Consider the following 7,816-nt stretch of genomic DNA (forward strand, 5'->3'; position numbering starts at 1 on the left):
TAAATCTTTGTCGTAAGGGGCGGTGTCAACCGTCCCATGATGCGACCCCACGGAAGTTACACCGACAAAATGTAGGAGTTATTGCAACGAACTACAGGGGAGTCGCAAGCCACGTACCTTTAGGTGCGTGGTAGTTGACAACACATAAGTTTAACTTATGAATAGGCTCAATAATCAAAATTGATTGTATGAGCCTATTTTTTTATACTTTTAATTGAAAGAGAGGTCATTATTATGAGCACCTTAGTTATTTATTATTCAAGAAAAGGACAGAATTACGTAAACGGATCAATTGAAGATCTCGAAAAAGGCAATACAAAAATAGTTGCAGAATATATCGCAAAAGCAGCTAATGCTGATTTGTTCGAGGTAGAAACAGAAAAAGAATACTCTTCAGATTACATGACATGTACAGAAGAAGCTAAAGATGAATTGAGAGCCAACGCTCGTCCGGCCTTGAAAAAGATGTTAACTAGCATTGAAGAATATGACAACATCATTGTGGCAGGACCATGCTGGTGGGGAACATATCCAATGGCAATCTTTACATTACTTGATGCATTGAACTTTAATGGAAAGAATGTCTATCCTGTTATGACACACGAAGGTAGTGGATTATCAGGGGCACCATTAGCATTAAAGAGACATTGCCAAGGTGCAGTTGTAGGTAAAGGATTAGCTATTCATGGAGCAGATGCTGACATTAGTGAAGAAGCATGTATTAAATGGGTTAAAAATAATATAAAGTAAGTGAAAATATGAAAAATGTAGCGTTAGTTATTGGTGCAGGTCAGATTTCAATGGCCATTGCAAGAAGAATGGGAAGAGGAATGAAGATTGTTCTTGGTGACAAGAATATTGATAATGCAAAAAACATTGCTGACATTATGATCAATGCGGGATATGATGTAGAACCATTTGAAATGGATTTATCTTCAAGAGAATCTATCAAGGCTATCATCAATAAAGCATTGGAATACGGTGATATTAAATACCTTATCAATGGAGCAGGTGTTTCTCCATCACAGGCAAGTATTGAAACAATATTAAAAGTTGATCTTTATGGTACAGCAGTACTTCTTGAAGAAGTAAGAAAAGTTGTTAAAGAAGGAGCAACTGGTGTTGTTATTTCTTCTCAGTCAGGATTTAGAATGAAGCAGTTAACTCCTGAACAGGATCGTGCTTTAGCGATGACACCAACAGAAGAATTATTAAATCTTGATTTCTTATCAGTAGATAAAATCGAAAACACTTTAAAAGCATACCAGCTTGCAAAAAGATGTAATGAAAAAAGAGTCATGTATGAAGCAGTTAAGTGGGGCGAAAAGGGAGCACGTATCAATGCGATTGCACCTGGCATCATCGTCACTCCACTAGCAATCGATGAATTCAATGGCTTAAGAGGGGACTTCTATAAGAACATGTTCGCTAAGTCACCAGCTAAAAGACCTGGTATCGCTGATGAAGTTGCAGATGTCGCTGAATTAATGATGAGTGAAAAAGGAAGCTTTATTACTGGATCAACATTCCTTATTGATGGAGGTGCAACAGCATCCTATTATTATGGACCACTTAATCCAGAATCAAAAGAAGGTATGAAGGAAGGAGCACAATAATGAAAAAAGTACGATTAGGTCAGACTGATATGTATGTCAATGTTGTAGGACTTGGCTGCATGGGATTCTCACATGCAAGTGGAGCACCACTTCCAAAAGAAGAATCAATCAGAATATTAAGAGAAGCCCATGAGATTGGTTATAATTTCTATGATACAGCTGAATGTTATACAGGTATTAATGAAGATGGCAGCATCAACTACAATGAAGAACTAGTCGGTGAAGCTATCAAGGATTTCAGAGATGAAATTATTCTTTGTACAAAATTTGGGGTAACACATAAAGGAGATCACCTTGAACTTGATTCTTCTCCAAAAAAGATTCGTGAATCAGTTGAAAAGTCACTTAAGAAATTACAGACAGATCATATTGATCTTTATTATCAGCATCGTATTGATCCTAAAGTAGAACCAGAAGTCGTTGCTGAAGTAATGAAGGAACTTATCGAAGAAGGAAAAATCAAGGCTTGGGGTATTTCAGAAGTCAACGAAGACTACTTAAGACGAGCTCATGCAGTATGTCCTGTTACAGCTATTGAAAACAGATATTCCATGATGGCAAGATGGCATGAAAACCTCTTCCCAGTATGTAAAGAATTAGGAATTTCCTATGTAGCCTTTTCTCCAATGGCAAATGGAGCGTTGACAGGGGCCTATCGTAAAAATGAATTCTCTAAAGATGGATCTGACTTCAGAGCCAATATGCCTCAGTATACACCAGAAGGTATTAAGAAGACTGAAGCACTGTTAGAGGTATTAGAACAAGTGGCTAAATCGCACAATGCGACTTTGGCACAGATTTCTTTAGCCTGGATGATCAATAAAGAAGATTTTATCATTCCTATTCCAGGTTCAAGAAAGATTAATAGATTAATTTCTAATTATCACGCAGGAGATATCACATTATCAAAAGAAGAAATGAATCTTCTTGAAGAAAAGCTTAGCACAATGACATTTGATGTCTTTGGTGGACATAAATAAAAGAAACTAAGGCATGCCTTAGTTTCTTGCATCTTGTATGATCTTCTGAAGCTCTTCAAGAAAAACTTCAGAAGCTTTTGTATGGATATGATTCTTTTTCCATACAAAGTACATTTTTAGATTTATTTCAGGTTCAAATTGTAAAAATCTTAAATTATTATCTTGATTGATAAGTCCATCAATAGCAATTGCACTTCCTATTCCTTGATTGACCATCAAGATTGCATTAAAGATAAGATTATAGGTTCCTTTGATTTTTAAAGCTTCAACCTCTTTATTTGAAAGTTCCTGAAATAGGTTTTTATCATTTAATCTTGAAGATACTAATAAAGGAATATCTCTTATTTCTTTTTCAGTAATGCTTTTTTGATTAGCAAGAGGATGATCGCTTTTTACAATTAATCCTAATTTATTGACATAAGGGAAATCAATGTATTGATAACGTTCTTTACTAAAAGGTTCAAACATTAATCCAAAATCAAGGAGACCATGTTCAAGCTTTTCACTAATATCGGTGGCATTGCCGCTATAGGTTGAAAAAGAGATGTGAGGATATTTTTCCTGTACTCTTTTCATGGCTTCACAAAGAAGAGAGAACCCTTTGGTTTCACCAGCACCAATATGAATCTCACCGGAGATATCCTTCTCATCATGCATTTCTTTCTCTGTCTTTTCGACAAGTGCAATAATTTCTTCAACACGTCTAGCAAGATGAAGACCATCTTCACTAAGCAGTGTCTGTCTGTTTGTCCTAATAAACAAAGTCTTGCCAATCTCTCTTTCTAGATCAGTCATCTGTCTAGATAAGGCGGATTGTGAAACATGAAGGTTTCTAGCAGCACTTGTCATATTTTCTGTTTTTGCTATTTCAAGAAAGTATTTTAGTGTTCTTATTTCCATAATGTATCCTCCAATTTTATATTAACACTTGTAATGCATTTTATACATAACAAGTAATGAGATATTAATATTTCACATTGTAATATCTACACTGTAAAATAGTAATCGAAGGAAGTTCAATTTAAGGAGGCAAGAAAAATGAGTCAAACATTAATTGCATATTTTAGTGCAACTGGTCGTACAGCATCTATCGCTGATGCTCTTTCATCAACATTGGAAGCTGATGTATTTGAAATAAATCCAGCCGTTGCCTATACAAATGAAGATCTGAATTGGAATAATGATCAAAGCAGAAGTTCACTGGAAATGAAAGATTCATCTTCACGACCAAAAATCAGCAATCATGTAGAAGATATGTCAAAATACGATACAGTCTTTATTGGATTTCCAATATGGTGGTATCGTGAACCATCCATCATTGATACTTTTATTGATAGTTATGATTTTACTAATAAAAAAGTATTGCTATTTTGTACATCAGGAGGAAGCGGTATAGAAAGTGCTGTTTCCAATGTTAAGAAAATGATTCCTGAAGCTCTCAGTGTTGAAGGTAAAAGACTTTCCAATATTAAAGAAGTTAAACAATGGATAAATAAGGAGAGATAGTATGAGTAAGAAAATCGTACAGGACGCCGGAAGAAAGGCACTTGGTGAATTTGCACCAGATTTTGCACATTATAATGATGATGTTCTATTTGGAGAAAACTGGAATAATGAAGACATTGATTTAAAGACAAGATGTCTTATTACAGTAGTATCTTTAATGTCACAAGGTATTACTGATAGTTCTTTAAAGTATCATATAGAAAATGCCAAAAAGAACGGTGTAACACAAAAAGAAATGGCCACAACAATTACACATGTTGCATTTTATGCAGGATGGCCTAAAGCTTGGGCTGTATTCAATCTTGCAAAAGAAGTTTATGGAGGTATTGACAATGAAGTATAACAACAAAAATGATTTTGAAAAAGTAAATGTATTTGGGACAGGAAATGCTAATGTCAATTTTGCACAGTATTTCATAGGTGAGTCTTTCTTAAATCCACTTACTAATGGAGAATTTCCTTTATTTAATGTAACCTTTGAACCAGGATGCAGAAATAATTGGCATATTCATCATGCTAAAAGTGGTGGAGGACAGATTTTAATCTGTACAGCTGGTGAAGGCTGGTATCAGGAAGAAGGAAAGGATGCAGTTGAACTTGTTCCTGGAAAAGTGATTGTCATCCCAGCTAATGTTAAACATTGGCATGGTGCTAAAAAAGATTCATGGTTTTCCCACATTGCGATTGAAGTACCTGGTGAAGAAACAAGTAATGAATGGTGTGAACAGGTATCTGATGAAGACTATTTAAAGTTATAAAAAAGAAAGATGATTTCGATCATCTTTTTTTATTTTGAGAAGTGCTTTTTTAGAAAAGCTGTTTTCTAATTGATATAATAATATTCATGAGAGGAGAGAGTTATACTATGCGAGAATTTGAAAAACTCAAAGCCGGTCTTGATTTTTGTTTTGATGATTGGGATATAGCTTCTCTAAAAGAAATGCCTGGCAGCGTAGGATAAGAAGTTTGGATTGCAAAAACTTTCAATTGTGATAATGGGAAAAAACATATTCATTGGCAATCATTTTTTCGGTAGCTATAATCTTACAATACTTGACGCAAGAGAAATCTTTATCGGCGATCATGTCATGATTGAACCCAATCACAGTCGGACATCCGCTCACTCCAAAAGCAAGACGTCAACATCTCGCAAATGTTAAACCTATTCATATAGGAGATGATGTATGGATAGGAAGGAACGTTACCGTGGCTGCGGGAGCAGTGGTCACTAAAGACATTCCAGATAATACACTTGTAGCAGGGGTACCTGCCAAAAAAATACGAGATTTAGAAAACAACATTTAAAAGAGCAATGATTTCCATTGCTCTTTTGATATAGAAATGGGGTAATTTTATGGATAATATAAACAGAATTAAGGAAATGGAAAACATCCTTAATAATACGCATCAGAAAATACAGGACGTAATAAATAGCCTTGAAGCACTTAAGGCTTATCAAGAGGAAATAGAAAAGCTGGAAGCTTACTATACATCTTCATATTGGAAAGAAGACTTTCAGCTTGATGAAGAAGGAAAGCTTCCAGCAGATCTTAAACGCGGAGTACTTTCTGAAGATGGAATCTCATCAGTGTTAGATGATTATCATGAACTGATGACATTCTTATAATCCTTGTTCACAGAGTTCTCTTGCAACATTATCTTTAATGGTAATGCCTTCTTTTTCAAGTTCTTCAATCTTATCTTTGAATTGAGGAAGATATTTCTTGTGGGCAATAAGAAGCTCATCAAGAATTCTTTTCGCATTTTCACCAGAAACAATCTGTGGATTTATTGTGAAGGCCTCTAAAGCCATGCCATAGTCTCCGTTGACAGCTGCTTCGAGAACACAAAGTTCCATGTTCTTCATAAGCTGAAGCCATCCTTTTTCAGCATTTGGTAAAGGACCAAAGGCAATTGGAAGAGCACCGCATCCACCAACATGGGAAGATACTTCTACAACACAGTCATCTGGCAAGTCTGGAACGGCACCATTGTTTTTAGTAGAAACGACGATGTGCGTGTTCTTATTGTTAAAGATTGAAACAATAGTTTCACATGCAGCATCACTATAATGAGCACCACCACGCTTGGCAAGTTCTTCAGGTTTATGATCCAAATATGGATCTTTGTATAATTCAAAGAGACGTTCTTCTACTTCCTTGACTTGTTCAGCTCTTGTACCAATAGTATTGTATTCTTCAATCAGATGATTTAACATTTCCTGTTCACGATAATAATATCTATGATATCCACAAGGAATCATCTTCATGGTTTCAAGCTGTTCTTTAAAATAAGGAACATCAAAAATATTGGCAGGTACGGATTCATCATCTTGAGTATAAAGCGCATCAATGATCTTTAAAGTCACATCTTCTCCTGTATGACTATCAAAGACCTTATGCCAATGGAAATGATTCAATCCTGCAAATTTATAAACTAAATCATCTAATGACTTATTAATAAGCTGAGGTTCTTTCATCATAGCGCCAACTGGAACATTACATAAGCCAATGACACGATCCCAATGAGTGTATCTTATAATAGCTTCAGTAATCATGCCGCTTGGATTTGTGAAATTGATAAGCCATGCATGAGGACAAAGCTCCTTCATATCTTCTACAATGGACAAGATGACAGGGACTGTTCTAAAGGCCTTAAAAATACCTCCAGCTCCATTGGTCTCTTGTCCAAGCTGACCATATGATAAGGGAATACGTTCATCTTTAATACGGGCATTTAGTAAACCGACTCTGAATTGGGTTGTGACAAAGTCTGCATCTTTTAATGCTTCTCTTCTATTTAAAGTTAAATGGACTTTGACATCATAACCAGAAGCATCCCACATACGCTGTGCCATCTTTCCTACGATTTCTAGTTTTTCTTTTCCTTCCTCAATATCTACTAGCCATATTTCCTTGATCGGCATTTCTTCATATCTTTTAATAAAGCCTTCCATAAGTTCGGGAGTATAGCTGCTGCCACCACCGATTGTGACAATTTTTACACTTTTTTTCATTTCTCATCCTCCTATCTGGTTTTACTATAGCATCACTTTTTCATACCGCTTACATTTTTTCAAATTATGATATTCTTATTAAAAATAAGTGATAGAATAAATATGAGGAGGTTATTATGAAAGATATCGAAATCGTTTATCAGTTTTTAGATGAAGCACAGACATATTATCTTGCAACTATGGAAGGAAATCAGCCTAGAGTCAGACCCTTTGGTACAGTGCTGCTTTATGATGGAAGACTCTATATTCAAACAGGCAAAATAAAGGATGTATCAAAACAGATCAGCATTAATCCACATGTAGAAATCTGTGCCTTCAAAGATGGAAAATGGCTTCGTGTTGCCGGTGAACTCGTCAATGATGATTCCCATGATGTCAAAGTGGCCATGCTTGAAAAAATGCCTTCTTTAGCACCAATGTATAGTGCTGATGATGACAATATGCAGATGCTTTATTTCAAGAATGCGAAAGCATCATTGTGTTCATTTGTGGAAGAAACAAAGACATATCATTTCTAAAAACACGTTTCGACGTGTTTTTTATGTTAAAATGAAACAAGGTAGAGTCAAAAGTTTATGAAAAACTTGATGAATGACAGATTTCAGGGATCGATGAACGATGCGATATCATTCATGTAGTATTAAAATTGAATATTTTGAATTTTTCTAAACCGAATGATTATGAAGGTAATAAAAAAA

At 35.3% G+C, this 7,816-nt stretch carries 8 protein-coding genes and 1 pseudogene; 7 read left to right on the top strand and 2 right to left on the bottom strand.

Annotated elements, in window-relative coordinates:
* Positions 1–234: 234 nt before the first annotated feature.
* Genes J6L95_RS05455 through J6L95_RS05465 form a run of 3 tightly spaced genes read left to right on the top strand, consistent with a single transcriptional unit; the run spans position 235 to position 2,596 of the window.
* Positions 235–750 (top strand): flavodoxin, encoded by a 516-nt coding sequence (locus J6L95_RS05455; protein ID WP_035878151.1) that lies wholly within the window; start codon positions 235–237, stop codon positions 748–750.
* A gap of 8 nt (positions 751–758) precedes the next feature.
* Positions 759–1,616 (top strand): SDR family oxidoreductase, encoded by an 858-nt coding sequence (locus J6L95_RS05460; protein ID WP_287458427.1) that lies wholly within the window; start codon positions 759–761, stop codon positions 1,614–1,616.
* Entirely contained in the window at positions 1,616–2,596 is a 981-nt protein-coding gene (locus tag J6L95_RS05465) for an aldo/keto reductase (RefSeq protein WP_287458428.1), read from the top strand. Before J6L95_RS05460 ends, J6L95_RS05465 begins: the two co-directional genes overlap by 1 nt.
* 18 nt (positions 2,597–2,614) lie before the next feature.
* Here the strand turns inward: J6L95_RS05465 and J6L95_RS05470 are convergent, their stop codons facing one another.
* Positions 2,615–3,496, bottom strand: coding sequence for a LysR family transcriptional regulator (locus J6L95_RS05470; RefSeq protein ID WP_287458429.1), 882 nt, complete (start codon positions 3,494–3,496; stop codon positions 2,615–2,617).
* 138 nt (positions 3,497–3,634) lie between these two features.
* Between J6L95_RS05470 and J6L95_RS05475 the strand changes: the two genes are divergently transcribed.
* From J6L95_RS05475 to J6L95_RS05490, 3 genes and pseudogenes are all read left to right on the top strand, one after another.
* On the top strand, positions 3,635–4,102 hold the full coding sequence (locus J6L95_RS05475; protein WP_287458430.1) for a flavodoxin: 468 nt from the start codon (positions 3,635–3,637) through the stop codon (positions 4,100–4,102).
* A gap of 1 nt (position 4,103) precedes the next feature.
* A pseudogene (locus J6L95_RS10885) lies at positions 4,104–4,860 on the top strand (carboxymuconolactone decarboxylase family protein).
* A gap of 596 nt (positions 4,861–5,456) precedes the next feature.
* On the top strand, positions 5,457–5,729 hold the full coding sequence (locus J6L95_RS05490; protein WP_031589585.1) for a DUF4298 domain-containing protein: 273 nt from the start codon (positions 5,457–5,459) through the stop codon (positions 5,727–5,729).
* On the opposite strand, the gene J6L95_RS05495 is transcribed toward J6L95_RS05490, so the two are convergent.
* On the bottom strand, positions 5,724–7,118 hold the full coding sequence (locus J6L95_RS05495; RefSeq protein ID WP_074686977.1) for a 6-phospho-beta-glucosidase: 1,395 nt from the start codon (positions 7,116–7,118) through the stop codon (positions 5,724–5,726). The genes J6L95_RS05490 and J6L95_RS05495 overlap by 6 nt on opposite strands.
* A 116-nt stretch (positions 7,119–7,234) precedes the next feature.
* Between J6L95_RS05495 and J6L95_RS05500 the strand changes: the two genes are divergently transcribed.
* Positions 7,235–7,636 carry a pyridoxamine 5'-phosphate oxidase family protein gene (locus J6L95_RS05500; RefSeq protein WP_236700985.1) on the top strand — a complete coding sequence of 134 codons (402 nt, stop codon included), beginning with the start codon at positions 7,235–7,237 and terminating at the stop codon, positions 7,634–7,636.
* The last annotated feature ends 180 nt before the right edge of the window (positions 7,637–7,816 follow it).

It is taken from the genome of Kandleria sp. (genome assembly GCF_017934775.1).
Lineage (GTDB): Bacteria > Bacillota_I > Bacilli_A > Erysipelotrichales > Coprobacillaceae > Kandleria > Kandleria vitulina.

What these genes read in the sequence shown, in the direction of transcription:
- J6L95_RS05455 (WP_035878151.1), top strand. Translation starts at nt 235, where the DNA reads ATGAGCACCTTAGTTATTTATTATTCAAGAAAAGGACAGAATTACGTA.
- J6L95_RS05460 (WP_287458427.1), top strand. Translation starts at nt 759, where the DNA reads ATGAAAAATGTAGCGTTAGTTATTGGTGCAGGTCAGATTTCAATGGCC.
- J6L95_RS05465 (WP_287458428.1), top strand. Translation starts at nt 1,616, where the DNA reads ATGAAAAAAGTACGATTAGGTCAGACTGATATGTATGTCAATGTTGTA.
- J6L95_RS05470 (WP_287458429.1), bottom strand. Translation starts at nt 3,496, where the DNA reads ATGGAAATAAGAACACTAAAATACTTTCTTGAAATAGCAAAAACAGAA.
- J6L95_RS05475 (WP_287458430.1), top strand. Translation starts at nt 3,635, where the DNA reads ATGAGTCAAACATTAATTGCATATTTTAGTGCAACTGGTCGTACAGCA.
- J6L95_RS05490 (WP_031589585.1), top strand. Translation starts at nt 5,457, where the DNA reads ATGGATAATATAAACAGAATTAAGGAAATGGAAAACATCCTTAATAAT.
- J6L95_RS05495 (WP_074686977.1), bottom strand. Translation starts at nt 7,118, where the DNA reads ATGAAAAAAAGTGTAAAAATTGTCACAATCGGTGGTGGCAGCAGCTAT.
- J6L95_RS05500 (WP_236700985.1), top strand. Translation starts at nt 7,235, where the DNA reads ATGAAAGATATCGAAATCGTTTATCAGTTTTTAGATGAAGCACAGACA.